Source organism: Streptomyces sp. NPDC111516 (genome assembly GCF_055635345.1).
On the sequence record NZ_JBVKBV010000011.1, the window covers coordinates 221,508 to 234,782 of the forward strand.

The following is a 13,275-nucleotide window of genomic DNA, read 5'->3' on the forward strand; positions in this document are numbered from 1 at the left end:
GCTGGATCGCAGGCGTGATGGTGGCTCGGTCGTCGTGTCGCGTGGGCACGGGACCCGGCTACGGGGAACTAGAGATGCTTCATCGCCTCATTCAGAAGGTTCATCTCTCGAGCCTCCGCGTCGTCCACCCCTCCCATCATGTAGCCACCGAATTTTATGTTGGCTCCAGCATTGTCCAGCGCGATGACTCCCTTGCCGAGCTCACGCAGGGCGGCCTCGACGTCCTTCAGCGTCACCTCGGTGTTCTGCTCGATGTAGAGCTCGGACAGTCGCCGAGTGGGCAGCAACTCGCCGTGCCACTCCCTGACTCTCGGATCCGAATTGTATGAATCGAAGTACATTCGTGATCCGGGTATGATCGCCGGCGCAGCCACCGAGATGGTTGTCACCTGCCCGGCGTACGTCTCTGCGATCGCCAGCCAGTTGTCGACTTCCTCCCGCAACTGCTGCATCGTCGTACCGGGGAGGCCCAGGATGCCCGAAAGGTAAAGCTTGTAGTCGAGACTCTTCGCCAGCTCAAGAGCCTCGTAGATCCTGTCCGGACCCTTGTTGATCCCTTTCGAGTTCCCCTTCAGCAGTTTTGGGTCGAAGGATTCAATGCCCACGTTCCACGTGCGGATGAAACCCTTGCAGAGTTCGGCAGAGTTCAGGAACTCGTAGACGAGGCCGTAGGCGAGCAGGAACCTCTTGTTCTGCAGAATGCTCGACTCGCTGCAAGCCAGGGCCAGGTCGTCGAGGAGTGAGAATTCACCACCCCACTGGCTCTTCGACATGCCCAGGGTCGAGTCGCCTGCAGCGTAGATATTCGCCTGCAGATCCCCTACCAGGGTCTCCATGGACGCGATGATCGATGCGACATCAGCAGCCTTGGGCGTCAGGCCCTGGATGGAGCAGTGCCGGCATCGCCGACCAGGCCGCTTCCCCCAGTTGCAGCCGCTGTCGATCGGAAACGTGACCATCCTCTGCATCTCGTAGTGCGAGGAATACCAGACGGCGAAGGCGGGGTCGTAGTACAACTCCAGCTCTCGCTCGATCAATCTGTAGTCCGGGAGAATGCGAAGATTCAGCGGATAGGTGGGTGCCGACTGATTGAGCACCCGGCCGTCTTTTCGGTAGGCTATCGAGGGCACCTTCTCGATGGGGAGTTTCCCGTCGAGGGCCGCCAGAAGGGCCATCATGGTGAAGGGCCCATTGTTCCCCGTGCTGACGAAGTCGACGATGCGAGATCCGTAATCGCCGGTGAGGATCTCTCGGTTCAAGATGCCCGCGTGATCGTTACCGAGTACCACTACGGCATCGGGATTCACTCGTTTCAGCTCGGCCGCCAGGATGAGACTCCATGTCGCCGTGGCGGAGTACACGCTCATCGCCACGACATCGGGCGGGTCGGAGGCGAGGCGCTCCTGCACGGCCTCCCATCCTGTGTGGCTGACATCGATGTATTCCCAACTGTGCGAGGGGAAGAACACCTCCTGGTACGTGATCATTTCCACCAGTGCTGAGTGGGGATAGACCGTTCCCTCGTTCGCGTAGCGCGACTGGTCACCCGCCTCGGCTATGGCCGCGCCTCCACCCGAATGGCTTCCGCGATGAGCGGTGGTGAGAGGAAGTGCCACATACCAGACCTTCTTCCTCGTGGTACCGCCCTCAATGGCAGGGAACGTCTTGCGGTCACACCAGAAGTAGCGACTGTCTGAACTCGAAACCAGTTCCTCAACGGGTTCAAGGTTCATCATGGTGTCTACGCCTCTCACCAGATTGCTTGAGTGGGACGGATCCGGTTCGAAACCTTGACTCGGTAATCGATCCGTCGCGGCACGAAAAGGAGAACGCGAAACCCTCTGCCAGGTGGATGGGCTGAGGTGAAGTCGAATCAAGCGAACGCGCACTCGGGGCCGGAAATCTTGATTTGTACCGCCATCAGCCCGCGCCATGCTCACCTGAGGAGCTCGGAGACCTCGAACCGGTAGGCCGGGCGGCACAGTTGGAGGCGACAGTACACGTGCGAACTGCGAACCGCTAGCTTCGATCTAGCGCCTCGTTCCGGCCGCCCGAGGGCGTGTTGAGGCTCCGCCGGCCCACGCAGGCCGGTCAACGGCCACGGCACTTCGATAGGCATCCCCGATGGCATTTGAAACCCGCAGAACGACTTTGTTCTCCTTCCTTCAGCCACCTGGTACCAGTCCCGAAACCCGCACCGCGACAGGGAGAGTAGCCATGACGTCGCAGCACGCCGAAGCGTCGACCGGATGACGCGTACAGACAGCACGGCAACGCGCCTGCTGCGTCAGGAGATCCGGCCCGTCCGGCCCGCCGTGGCCGCTGCCCTGGGGGTGCTGGTCGTCAGCGTCCTCGCCATGCTGGCGGGCCCGTTGGTCGTCCAGCACTTCGTCGATCGCGCCACCGGAGGGGCCACCTCGTCGGCGCTCGTGACCATCGCGCTGATCTATCTGGCCGTCGCCCTGGTCGGAGGCGCGGCCCGCATGGGAGCCGGATACCTGGCCGTGCGCTGCGCCTGGCGGATCGCGGACAGCCTGCGCATCCGACTGCTGCGCCGGACCGCCGTCGAGCGCCCAGTGCTCGAGGTGGAGAGCCGTCCGGTGGGTGAAGTGCTGGAGAAGGTGGAGGGCAACTGCGACATCGTCGGCAGGTCCATCGCCGAGTCAGGCTTCCAGCTGATCGGCAACGTCGCGGTCGTCGTCGGCACGCTCACCGTCATGGTCGTCACGGTTCCCGCCGCGGGTGCCGGCATCGCGGTACTCATCGTCGCAGTGTGCCTGCTGCTCACCCGCCTCGCCCGACGGGCAGTCACCCGTTGGGAATCGGCCCGGGAGCAACAGGCAGAGCTCTTTGGGTTCATCGGCGACGCCCTGGCCGCGCGGGAGGACCTGTTGCCGCTGGGCAAGTCCCGCTGGGCCATGACCACCATCCAGGACAAGCTGACCCGACTGCTGCGTACCGAGGGCCGCGCCTACATCAGCGGCCGGGCGTTCTGGCCGCTGACCCAGCTCTTCTTCGCCCTCGCATTCGGACTCGGCTTCGGCTTCGGCCTCCAGGCCCTGGGGCAGGACTCCTTGTCCGTCGGTACGCTGATGATGATCTATCTCTACGTGGACCTGCTGCAGATTCCGGTGGAGGACATGTCGTCCCAGTGGGGCGAGTTGCAGAAGACCATGGCCGTCCTCGGCACGGCCGCCCGCACGCTGAGTGAACCCCTCGCCGACAAGGGCCCGGACAGATTGCCGCCCGGCGCCCTCCCCGACGGACCGCTCGACGTGGTCTTCGAGCACGTCAGCTTCGGCTACGGTGACGTCCCGGTGGTCCGCGACGTGTCCTTCACGATCGAGGCCGGGCGGAGCCTCGGCATCGTCGGCCAGACCGGCGCCGGCAAGAGCACCCTGCTCAACCTGCTGTGCGGTCTCGTCTCTCCCGATGAGGGCCACGTGCGGATCGGTGGGGTCGACGTCGATCGCATCGATCCCGCCGAGTTCGCCACGCGGCTCACGGTGCTCAGCCAGCGCGCACACATCTTCGCCAGCTCCGTACGGGACAACATCACCCTCTTCGACGACTCGGTCTACGACGACCGGGTCTGGCAGGTTCTGCAACACCTCGACGCTGACGGCTGGGTACGCGTGCTGCCCGACGGGCTCGACACCGTCATCGGCGCGGCCGGGCGCTCCCTGTCCGAAGGAGAGATGCAGGTCATCGCCTGTGCCCGCGCTCTGATCCGCCCGGTGGGCCTGCTCGTCGTCGACGAGGGGGTTTCCAAGCTCGACCCGGAGGCGGAGCGGGTCTGGTCGGCCCTCCTCGACACCGTGATGCAGGACCGCACGGTCATCATGGTCGAACACCGCCAAGCCGCCCTGAAGGGCGTCGACCGGGTCGCCGCGATGGCGGGCGGCCGGATCACGTACGTCAACCGTTCCAGCGAAGGAGTCACCAGGTGACGCCTCACACCGCCCCTTCCGCGCCGGGGACGTACGAACACACCCTAGGGTCACAGCCGTTCGGCCGGTTCCTGATGCACGCGGCCGGCCAGGTGAAGGGCCTCTACATGGTCGTCATCATGGCCTGGACGGTGATGTACGCCCTCCCGCTCGTCATCGGCCTGGCCATCTCCCGGCTCATCGACCGTGCGGGGAACGGCCTCGTCGACTCCGTGACCTGGCGGCTGCTCGCAGTCGCTGTCGGGCTGATGGCGCTAAGGGCCGTCGTGCTCTGGGGCGGTCTCCAGTTGACCTTCGTCCTGATCTTCAAGACCAGCGCATGGCTCAAGACACGGGTACTGCGCGGCCTCCTCAACCGCCCCGTCGCGCGCGACAAGGCCGTGAGCAACGGCGAGACGATCAACCGGTTGCGCGACGACACCGAGGAGATCGGCGGTCTGTTGGAGTGGACCACCGACCTCACCTACCGGTCGGTGCTGCTTGTCATCGCCGTCACCGTGCTCGCCACCACCGACCTCGTCATGACCGTTCCACTGCTTCTGCTGCTCGGCGGGTTGCTCGCCTCGGTCTTCCTGAAGAGCCGGGTGGCGACCCTGCAGGCGCAGATCCGTACGGAGCAGGGCCGGATCGGCGGCGCGATAACGGACACCCTGACCGGGATCCGGGACCTGCGCCTGTCCGGCGCCATCTCCGGCAACATGGCCCGGCTGGAGAAGGACTTCGCCGGACGGCGCCGTCTCCAGCAGCACCACCAGGTCTTCGCAGACCTGCTCTCCGATCTGTTCCGGAACCTGGTCATGATCGGGATCGCAGTGGTCCTGCTGACCGCGAGCGTGCGGATCACGACCGGTGACTTCACCGTCGGCAAGCTAGTGCTCTTCATCACGTACTCGAGCTGGCTGGGCCAGCAGATGTCCTTCTTCGGCAAAATCTACGCCCGCTATCAGGGCGGCAAGGTGTCCTACCAGCGCCTGGCCGACATAAGCAGCGGTACGGAACCCGCCGCGGCGAAGGACACCGTCGTGGAGCCCCTGCGCGAGCTGACGGTCAGCAGCCTCACCCGCACGGCCCCGGACGGCGGCCCCACCCCCGAGCCGATCGACTTCACCGTCCGCCCCGGCGAACTCGTGGCGATCACGGGTTCCCTCGGCGCAGGCAAGAGCACCGCCGTACGCGCCATGCTCGCACTGCAGCCCGACGCGGCGGGGGAGGTCCGCTGGAACGGCAGCGCCGTCACCGGTGTGCGGGACCGGTTGGGCGCACCGCACATCGGCTACGCCCGTCAGTCGCCCCGCTTCGTCGCCGGCACCGTCCGCGAGAATTTGAGGCTCGGCGACGACTCCATCGCCGAAGAGCACATGAACCGGGCGCTGACCGCGGTCCGTATGAGCCCCGGCACCCCCGAACTGCCCGAAGGGCTGGACACCTTGCTGGACTCCGGTGAGGCCAGCCGCCTCTCGGGCGGTCAGCGGCAGCGCCTCGCCCTGGCCCGCATGTTGTGCCGTCCGGCCGAGGTCTACGTCGTCGACGACTGCGACTCGTCACTGGACGGCCCCACCGCACGTGACATCTGGCAGACCGTGACCCGTGACTGGCCAGGCGCATGGGTGGTGGTGTCGCACAATCCGGACCTGCTCGATCTCGCAGACACCGTTGTGCGCGTCACCCGCCGTATCGAGCCGTCCGTCACCACGGGAGTGAGTGAGCCGTAAGTGCCCATCATCAGGTCACCGCACGAACTGGTCGACTCGGATCTCTACGTCGACCTCAACTCCGTCCTGGGGCGTGACCTCTACGTCAAGTGCGAAGGTCTCAACTTCGGCGGCTCCATCAAGATGAAGGCGGCGGCCGCCATGGTCGCCGACGCCGAGCGGGGCGGCGTCATCCGCGAGGACTCCATCCTGATCGAGTCCTCGTCCGGCAACCTCGGCATCGCTCTGAGCATCATCGCCGCAGCGAAGGGGATCCCCTTCATCTGCGTGACCGACCGCCGGTGCAATGACCTCACCGCGTCGGTCATACGGGCGCTCGGCGCACAGGTGGTGGTGGTCGACGAACCGGACGCCGAGGGCGGATATCTCAAGGCCCGGCTCGACCTGGTCCGCCGCCACTGCGACGAGGACGACCGCTACGTCTGGTTGAACCAGTACAGCAACGAGGCCAATTGGATGGCCCACTACAAGAATACGGCGCAAGGCATCCTCAAGCATTTTCCCGACCTCGATGTCCTCTTTGCCGGCGTCGGTACCGCGGGTACTGCGATGGGCTGCGTGCGCTACATTCGCGACATCGGCAGCACCGCCCGCGTCGTCGCCGTGGACTCGGTCGGGTCCGTCAGTTTCGGCTCACCCGCCGCAAACCGCCTGATACCGGGTGTCGGCGCAGGCGTCATGCCACCGCTGCTCGACCCGGACGCCTTCGACGACGTGGTGCTCGTCCCCGAGGAAGCCGCACTCCGGATGTGCCGCGCTCTCTCGGCACGGGGTCTGCTGTTCGGCGGCTCCACCGGAACCGTCGTCGACGGCGCCTGCACCTGGCTGGAACTCAACGACCCTCAGCGGACCCTGCGCACGGTGTGCATCTCCCCGGACATGGGCGACCGCTACCTCGACACTGTGTACAACGACGCCTGGGTCCTTGAACACTTCGGGCCGAAGGCGCTCGCATCCGTGCCCAGTTCGTAACAACAACCCAGGGCACAAAGGCCGCGACGGCAACCGCGTTCCCGCGCGAGCGGCGGCGATCCCACTACGACCGCAGAGAGGGAACACCTGCATGTTCGAGTTCGATTTGGTCCCCGGACCGGCGGTCCACGAGATCCTGACCGGCAACCGCCCTGCGGTGCTGGACGTCGTGAAGCAGACCTACCTGGACCATGAGGCCGGCCAGTCAGTCAACCCCGATAGCTACTTCCTGCGCTTCCCCGAGAAGCCCGACGCGCGCATCATCGCCCTGCCGTCCTTCCTCGGCTCGGATGTGCAGCTCGCCGGCATCAAGTGGATCTCCAGCTTTCCGTCCAACACGAAGAAGTCCATACCGCGTGCGTCGGCCCTGCTGATCCTCAACGACTACGAGACGGGCTACCCGATCGCTTGCCTGGAGGCGGCTCAGATTAGCGCTGCCCGTACTGCCGCCTCTGCGGCCGTCGCAGCTACCGCGCTACGGCCGGGCGGCTACCGAGGCACACGCGTGGCCGTGATCGGCGCGGGCATCATCGCCCGCAACGTGTGCGAGTACCTCAAGGCCGCCGGGTGCACGCCCGACGCGTACGTGGTGCACGACCTGCATGCCGAGTCCGGGCAAGCGCTCGTCGGCCACCTGAAGGATGGGCTCGGGGAGAATGCCGGCTTCACCGAAGACCTCGATACCGCGTTGGAAGCCGACACCCTCGTCTTCGCCACCACCGCCGGCACGCCCTATGTACACACGCCGTTCAAACCCGGCCAGCTCGTGCTGAACCTGTCGCTGCGCGACCTGGCCCCCGAGGTGATCCTCGCGGCGTCAAACGTCTTCGACGACGTCGAGCATTGTATGAAGGCCGGCACCTCTCCGCACCTGGCCGAGCAGGCTACGGGTGGACGGGAGTTCGTCACGGGCACGCTGGCTGGGGTACTCAACAGCAAGGTGCCCATGCCGGACAATCAGCCGGTGGTCTTCTCGCCGTTTGGTCTCGGCATCCTCGACCTCGCGCTCGGGGCCTTTGTGCACCAGCAGGCCCGCGCCGCGGGGAAGGCCCTGGCGGTGCAGGACTTCTTCGCAGAGACGCAGCGCTGGTGAACCGCGGACCCCGCGACGCCGCGGGGTCCGCGCACGGCGTGAATGGCAGAAAGTCATCAGTCGGCTTGGAAGGACACTATTCGACCGACGGGCGTGCGGGACCACCACGAGAACGGCCGCGTTCGCCCGAAAACAGACTTCCAACAACTCCAGGGGAGAGCGCTGTTACCGAAATATGTAGTCGCTGCTCGAAGAGCGAATAGAGATTTAGAAAGAATGCGAATACGAAGACATTCGCCGCCGACCTGCCCAAAGGAGCGCTGAGATGAAGCAAGCGAGGGCGCGCCTCACTCACGCGGTGATCCTCGATGCGGCGGCTGAGGTTTTCGAGGTCCATGGATTCGCCGCCACCAACCTCCAATTGGTGATTGCCCGTACCGGTCTCACCAAAGGCGCGCTGTACGGACACTTCTCATCGAAAGCGGCACTCGCCACGGCGGTGATCGAGTCCTTCGAGACGAGCTGGCGTGAAATGACGGCTGATGCCCGGCACAGCGCCCGCCCCGCCCTGCAGACGCTGACTTGGCTGGTGCTGGAGCTGACTCGACGTATGGCCGAAGACATACGGTTCATGGCGGGCCTGCGCCTGACCATGGAAGCCGCCCGGCCCGCGCGCACCGAGGAGTCCCACCTCGCCGAGCTACACAGCCTGATCAAATCCCTGGTGTCACTGTCCCAGGAGCAGGGGGAAATCCCCGTGGGGCATCGCCCGGAACTGATCAGTCGGCTGCTGATCGCGATCGTACTCGGCACCCACGAATCCTGCTTCGGCATCGGGCGCGACGATGCCGCGAGCGTACTGCGGTCGATGTGGGACACCGTGCTTCCAGCCCTGCAACACATTCCCGACTAGAGATCTTCAACAGTGCGGGTTACGTCGGGGCGTGACGGCTGTCGTGGGCTGCTCTATGCCGGAGGGATGAGAGACCCCGATGGCGGTAGATTGGCGGTCGAGGAACAGGCTCGGCGTGGACAAGTCCGGCTCGCAGCTGCTGACTTGATCGAAGCCGGGGCCAGTGACCGCGAGGTGACTCGTCGGTTCAAGGTGACCCGGATGTCGGCGAACCACTGGTGGCGGGCGTGGGCTTCAGGGGGTCGGCAGGCCCTGGCCTCCGCGGGCCCTGGCGGCACGCGCCGCACGCTCGATGCGGAACAGCCCCGCTTGCTGGAGACGGTATTGGATGCGGGCCCGGCCGCGTCCGGGTGGCCCGACCAGTGCTGGACGCTGGCCCGCATCGCCGAGATCGTGCGCCGCCGGTTCGGTATCGAGTACACCCCGGTCGGGCTGGACCTGCTGCTGCACCGCATCGGCTGGAGCGTGCAAGTGCCCTCCCTCAAGGCCACCGAACGCGACGAGGCGAAGATCGCCGCCTGGAAGGACGAGCAGTGGCCCGTCATATAGGGAGGGCGGCGGACTTGGGTGCCTGGCTCTGCTTCGAGGACGCAGCTGGCCAGGGCCTGAAGCCGCCCAAGGGTCGCACGTGGGCCACCGGGGTCGCACCCCGGTGGTGCGGGTCACTGCTGCGGGCATCAAATGTGTCTCCATGGCGGCGCTGATCTGCATCGGTCTTGCTGCCGAGCTAACGCACTCGCGACCGCTGGAGGGCAGTGAGGCGGACGTCCCGGCCAGCGCGGTCAATCGCGTCCAGGATGAGCGCGGCGTGCTCCTGCAGCAGTACGCCAGCCGCGGTGAGCTGGATGGGACAGCGCCCCCTACGGTGGAAGAGCAGCACGCCGAGCCCCCTCTCTAAACTCTTGATCTGCGCGGTCACGGTGGACTGCGCGCAGTGCAGGTTCCGGGCAGCCTTGGTGAAGCTCGACATCCGGGCCACCTCCTGGAACGCCTGTAGCTGATGGAATTCCATCACTCTCCCCTTATCAGATTTCCTGCGCGAGGCTGGCCGGTGGAGACGCGCGACACGGACGAGGATTCACTCGTCCGGACCCCGGTTGCCCTCATCCGCCTGAGGGATGGCCCCGCACGCCATGGACCTCTTGCACGTACGGGATGGCCGACACGCAACTCCCCATACCAACCGCATGGGACAACCGGGCAGAACGCTCATGACTAGATGCATGACCGTTTCCTCCCTTCACCAGCATCTCGCCAATAGGGATCCCTTCCACGCATACGTGATGCACGAGCCGCGAATGCCGGCCGCGGAAAGCCGGCGACTCTGTCGCGCCGCGGGGTGCGAACGCGGATCGCAAGGCCGCCACAAGCCGAACGCCTATCGTGGGAAGTGAGCTTGAAGGGCGCGGGTGCCTCTTGCGCCGCGACGCCGACCTTCCGCCAGGTCCGCACCCGACATCAGCGACAGGCCCGATCTGCATAGACGCCTCAGGCTGACGGATAACGCACTTGCAATTTGGACAGAAACCTCACGGAAATGATGCGCAAAATGCAAGAGGGAGATCTGCCCCCGATCGCTGTACCGAAATTTATACCTGCAAGTATCGATCGCGCAATGGTGGATCAGCTCGGAAACGGCCGCCGGTCCACACCTCAGGGCTCCGTCATTCCCATCGTCGGCCCGAAGGTTCTGGTATGGGCCCGATACCCCAATTCAGACGATGGCGGGCAGTTCGTGGCGGGCGGCGGGATGCACCTGCAGGCACGGCTTCCGGTGACCATGGAATGTCGAATTCACTGATCACCACAACGGAAGACCGTGCTTGCTGCGCCAGTAGCGCCCATCCTCGTCGGGCTGGGCCAACTCACGGGCCGCGATCCGGCCTCCCCCTACACTGCCCGACCTACTGGTCTTGCTGTCCCGCCTGCCCGCCCGCACCGCTGGGGCCTCCGTCACCCGCTGCCGTACGTCCTGGCCGTGGCCGGCTGCGCGGTCCTGACCGGAGCGAAGTCCCTCACCTCGATAGCCGACCGCAAATGCCTCTGGCCGACTGCTGCTCCACTGCGGGGTCGTGCTGCTCGATCCAGACCGGCCAGATCCTCCAAGGCTAATCACCGCAGGTAATCGCAGACATGAAGAAACAGCCGAGAGAGAAGAAATCGGCCCCACAGCCCGCAAATGCATCAACAAGGCGACCGGGTACCTCAGCGCGAAGGAGCCCAACCTCGCCTACGACCTCGCACTCGCCGACGGCTGGCCCATCGCCTCCGGCGTGATCGTCCACAACTGGAAGTACCACGAGCAGCGCGAGTACCTCCGGGTCCATGCCGTCCGCTGCCAGGCAGCACTCGTCCTCGCAGCGTGATCACTGCCCCTCAAGCCGGGGCAAACGCCACATGAGGTTTGCCCCGGTTTGTGGACATCTCTTGAGGGCCGGATCGTGGGATCCGGTCAGGAGGTGTTCTGGTGGGTATTACCCGGTATTCAGACGAGTTCAAGTGGGATGCGGTCGCGCTGTCGGAGTCCAGCGGCCGGTCCGTCAACGCGGTGGCCCGGGAGCTTGGGGTCAACAACGAGTCCTTGCGCCAGTGGGTCCACAAGTCCCGGCAGGCCGCCGTCCGAGGCGGCGGTGACCCGGTGACGTCGTCGGAACGTGAGTAGCTGAAGCGGCTGCGCAAGCAGGTCCGCGAGCTGGAGCTGGAGAAAGAAATTCTCCGCAATGCAGCCCAGTACTTTGCGAAGGAGATGGGCCGATGACCGGTCGCTGGCGGTTCATCTCCAACCGCCATCTGGAGTACGGCATACAGCGGCTGTGCAGAATCCTCAGAGTGTCCCGTTAGGGCTTCTACTGGTGGCGAACGGCAGCGTCGGCCAGGCAGGCCGCGGAAGCCGCGCTCGCCGAGGGAATTCGGGCCATTCACCAGGGCTCCACAGGTGCGTACGGAGTACCGCGCATCACCCGGTTCGTGGTCGCGCGGTGTGCTGTGGGCCTGCTGCTGTGCGCGGAGACAGTTCTGAACGACGTCACGGTCGGTACCTACAAGCAAGGGCGTAACCGTGTCGACCTGGAAGGGCAGATCGGTTTCCACATCAACACCGTTGCGCTGCGGCTGCGACTGTGGCCCGACGACGACGTGAGCTCGGTCCTGAGCCGGGCGCGGAACGATGTGCTCAGGGCGTTCCGGCACGAGGAGTACCCCTACGGGCGGACTCTGCGCGACCTCTGCTGGGAGCGGGGCGACGACCGGAGCCCACGGTTCGACGTCATGGTCGCGCTGGATCAGCTGCACGCCCTGCCCGAGGCGCCGACCGCTACCAGCGTCACCTTCGAGGCGAGGGAACTCCCGCGCCGGTCGAAGGACCTGCAATTCGTTTCCCTCAGGGGTGAGGATAGCCTCGAGCTCCCGGTGAGGTACAACAGTGAAATCTTCTCGCCGGAGCGGGCCGAGGCCTACCTCGTTCGCCTGCGCGCGGTCGTCGAGGCGATGGCCGCCGACCGACCCGTCGTCGAGATCCTCAAGCAGGAGGAGTGGACAGCATGAGCAAGACCATGAGCGCTGGGATCCTGGCGGAGCTGGACGCCGCCCGCCGGGCGGCCGGGGAGGCCGCCGGGCACGGCGGGGTGGTGCGCGAGTTCGCGGCCGACGGATCGGAGTGCCGGGTTGTGTTCTCATGCCTCGCCGAGGGCGAGGCCGAGAACATCGTCCGGGCGGAGATGGCGCTGGCCCGAGAGCGCGGCTACACCCTGGAGTGGAAGGTCTACGGCCACGACGAGCCGTCCGCCCTCGGCGCGCTCCTGGCCGGTGAGGGCTTCGAGGCCGACGACGAGGAGCAGGTCTTGGTGCTGCCCGTCGACGAGGCTGCCCTGGCGGCCTTCGACGCCCTCGGGCACGAAGTCCGCCGCGTCCGCGACGAGGCGGGACTGGACGACTACGCCGAGATCGCCCGGGAGATCGGCCGCAAGGACCCGGAGGGGGAGCGGCGGCAGCTCGCACAGGTGCTCCGGGAGTCACCCGAGACGATGAGCGTCCACATCGCCTACGTCGACGAGGATCCGGTGGCTTGCGGACGGGTCTACTTCCAGGACGGCACTCCGTTCGCGGAGCTGGCGGGCGGCCGTACCAAGACGACCCACCGAAGGCAGGGGCTGTTCACCGCGGTGGTGGGCGCCAGGTTGAAGGAGGCGAGTGACCGGGGCCGCACAGTGATGATCACCGACGCGCTCCCCACGTCGCAGCCCATCCTCTGCAAGCGGGGCTTCCGGGTGGTCACCTCGACCACGCCGTACGTGTACGAGCCCTAGTTGTACTGACCCGTGAGGTTAGGAACGCGGCTGGCGGGTGGTTGCCCCTTGAGCGCGGTGTGTCCGCGGTGGGCATTGTAGGTGTGCAGCCAGGCCGGGTAGGCGTCGCGTCGCTCCTGCTCGCTGCGGTAGGGGCGGGCGTAGGCCCATTCGTCCAGGAGGGTGCGGTTGAAGCGTTCGACCTTGCCGTTGGTCTGGGGACGGTAGGGACGAGTCCGCTTAGAGGAGCTCACAAAATGGGAGTCCGATCAGCTCGCGGCGTCTGGTGCGTGCGATCGCAAGGCGCTGGGAGGCCCTTGTAGCGGAGCTACTAGGGCGTTTCGGCAACGCAGCGAGCGTGCGTGCCAGGCGTCGCGAGCCGGGCGCCCATTTTGTGAGCTCCTCTTATGCG

11 protein-coding genes and 2 pseudogenes are annotated in these 13,275 nt (G+C 65.8%); 10 read left to right on the forward strand and 3 right to left on the reverse strand.

Going from position 1 to position 13,275, the window contains the following annotated elements; all coding sequences use genetic code 11:
- Nucleotides 1-68: 68 nt before the first annotated feature.
- Nucleotides 69-1,736 (reverse strand): B12-binding domain-containing radical SAM protein, encoded by a 1,668-nt coding sequence (locus tag ACZ7L9_RS22170; protein WP_471417275.1) that lies wholly within the window; start codon nucleotides 1,734-1,736, stop codon nucleotides 69-71.
- Between the two features lie 513 nt (nucleotides 1,737-2,249).
- Between ACZ7L9_RS22170 and ACZ7L9_RS22175 the strand changes: the two genes are divergently transcribed.
- The 6 genes and pseudogenes from ACZ7L9_RS22175 to ACZ7L9_RS22200 all read left to right on the forward strand — a co-directional run.
- Nucleotides 2,250-3,950, forward strand: coding sequence for an ABC transporter ATP-binding protein (locus ACZ7L9_RS22175; RefSeq protein ID WP_471417276.1), 1,701 nt, complete (start codon nucleotides 2,250-2,252; stop codon nucleotides 3,948-3,950).
- Nucleotides 3,947-5,662, forward strand: a complete 1,716-nt coding sequence (locus ACZ7L9_RS22180; protein ID WP_471417278.1) for an ATP-binding cassette domain-containing protein — start codon at nucleotides 3,947-3,949, stop codon at nucleotides 5,660-5,662. The genes ACZ7L9_RS22175 and ACZ7L9_RS22180 overlap by 4 nt, the downstream gene beginning before the upstream one ends.
- The gene (gene sbnA / locus ACZ7L9_RS22185) at nucleotides 5,663-6,634 is read left to right on the forward strand and encodes a 2,3-diaminopropionate biosynthesis protein SbnA (protein WP_471417280.1); all 972 of its coding nucleotides are present in this window, start codon (nucleotides 5,663-5,665) and stop codon (nucleotides 6,632-6,634) included.
- Nucleotides 6,635-6,725: 91 nt separating this feature from the next.
- Nucleotides 6,726-7,727, forward strand: coding sequence for a 2,3-diaminopropionate biosynthesis protein SbnB (sbnB, locus tag ACZ7L9_RS22190; RefSeq protein ID WP_471417282.1), 1,002 nt, complete (start codon nucleotides 6,726-6,728; stop codon nucleotides 7,725-7,727).
- 265 nt (nucleotides 7,728-7,992) lie between these two features.
- A complete protein-coding gene (locus tag ACZ7L9_RS22195) occupies nucleotides 7,993-8,580 on the forward strand; it encodes a TetR family transcriptional regulator (RefSeq protein WP_471417285.1) in 588 nt (195 codons plus the stop codon).
- A 66-nt stretch (nucleotides 8,581-8,646) separates the two neighbouring features.
- A pseudogene (locus ACZ7L9_RS22200) lies at nucleotides 8,647-9,289 on the forward strand (winged helix-turn-helix domain-containing protein); the annotation flags it as partial.
- 18 nt (nucleotides 9,290-9,307) lie between these two features.
- On the opposite strand, the gene ACZ7L9_RS22205 reads toward ACZ7L9_RS22200, so the two are convergent.
- Complete coding sequence (locus tag ACZ7L9_RS22205) at nucleotides 9,308-9,592, reverse strand: LysR family transcriptional regulator (RefSeq protein ID WP_471417287.1); 285 nt, start codon at nucleotides 9,590-9,592, stop codon at nucleotides 9,308-9,310.
- A 1,060-nt stretch (nucleotides 9,593-10,652) separates the two neighbouring features.
- Here ACZ7L9_RS22205 and ACZ7L9_RS22210 point away from each other — a divergent pair.
- From ACZ7L9_RS22210 to ACZ7L9_RS22225, 4 genes are all read left to right on the forward strand, one after another.
- Nucleotides 10,653-10,946 carry a hypothetical protein gene (locus tag ACZ7L9_RS22210; protein ID WP_471417288.1) on the forward strand — a complete coding sequence of 98 codons (294 nt, stop codon included), beginning with the start codon at nucleotides 10,653-10,655 and terminating at the stop codon, nucleotides 10,944-10,946.
- Between the two features lie 101 nt (nucleotides 10,947-11,047).
- Entirely contained in the window at nucleotides 11,048-11,242 is a 195-nt protein-coding gene (locus ACZ7L9_RS22215) for a transposase (protein WP_471417291.1), read from the forward strand.
- Nucleotides 11,243-11,547: 305 nt separating this feature from the next.
- Nucleotides 11,548-12,123, forward strand: coding sequence for a condensation domain-containing protein (locus ACZ7L9_RS22220; protein WP_471417293.1), 576 nt, complete (start codon nucleotides 11,548-11,550; stop codon nucleotides 12,121-12,123).
- Nucleotides 12,120-12,884, forward strand: a complete 765-nt coding sequence (locus ACZ7L9_RS22225; RefSeq protein ID WP_471417295.1) for a GNAT family N-acetyltransferase — start codon at nucleotides 12,120-12,122, stop codon at nucleotides 12,882-12,884. The genes ACZ7L9_RS22220 and ACZ7L9_RS22225 overlap by 4 nt, the downstream gene beginning before the upstream one ends.
- On the opposite strand, the pseudogene ACZ7L9_RS22230 reads toward ACZ7L9_RS22225, so the two are convergent.
- A pseudogene (locus ACZ7L9_RS22230) lies at nucleotides 12,881-13,105 on the reverse strand (integrase core domain-containing protein); the annotation flags it as partial. The gene ACZ7L9_RS22225 and the pseudogene ACZ7L9_RS22230 sit on opposite strands and share 4 nt — an antisense overlap.
- Between the last annotated feature and the right edge of the window lie 170 nt (nucleotides 13,106-13,275).